The sequence below is a fragment of the Frankia sp. CcWB2 genome, assembly GCF_977927585.1.
In genome coordinates this window covers 9,386-10,168 of the sequence record NZ_CDWRCM010000113.1, presented here as the reverse complement: position 1 = coordinate 10,168, position 783 = coordinate 9,386, and the positions used below count along the sequence as shown (strand labels likewise).

Genomic DNA, 783 nt, shown 5'->3' with positions numbered 1-783 from the left:
GGCTCATCGGCCGAGGCCGATGGCGGGCCGGCGGTCAGCTGCCGCCGTCGTGGTCCACCGGAGCCGGCCGTGGATGATCGGGAAGGACGATCGGCGCGACGAGCACGGTGTCATGGCCGTCCGTGGTGGCCACGAGCGCGGGCCAGAGGCCGTCGTTGACGCAGTTCTTCGCGAATTCGCTGGCCCGGGTCGGGGGAGAGGCCAGGGACACGAATCGGCCCTCGGTCGTCGCGAGGAGCAGGTGCGCGCCGATCAGGGAGTGCCGCATCGCCTGTTCCCGGTGCCGTCGGCGGCGCGCCTCGAGGGAGACGTGATCCATCGCTTCCTCGGCCGGAAGATGCCAGCCCGAGGTGTTCACCAGTTCCGCCCGGAGCCGGACCAGGCGATGTGCTCCGGTTCCCCCGGCCTGGTGTGCCCAGGTCTGCAGTCCGGCGCTCAACCGCAGCTCTCCCTGCACGGCCCAGCTGTCCCAGGTGATGCGGGTCGGTTCCGCCTCGCCGTGGCCGCTCACGGTTTCCACCCGCCGACCGGCGGGGGCGCTGAACCGGATGGTGTGGGGTGGTCCGAGTCCCGCCGAGACGCCACCGCTCGCCGGACCGGCCAGCTCCCATGGATTCGGCCGTGGCGCGCTCAGGCGGGGCAGCCAGTTCCGCCGCGGCCCCGCGGCGGTCGGTACCGCGCTGCCGGGAGGCGCCGCCAACAGGTCCGTGACCGTCACCACATCGTCGACCTGGCGCGGGATGAACTCGTCCCAGCCGCGGGGCTCGGCATCTCCCGCGGGCC

At 73.3% G+C, this 783-nt stretch carries 1 protein-coding gene; it reads right to left on the bottom strand.

The features are described from left to right. Positions 1 to 34: 34 nt before the first annotated feature. Positions 35 to 783 (bottom strand): hypothetical protein (locus tag ACY45C_RS13175; protein WP_462187912.1); only part of this gene is annotated, 749 nt, incomplete at its 5' end.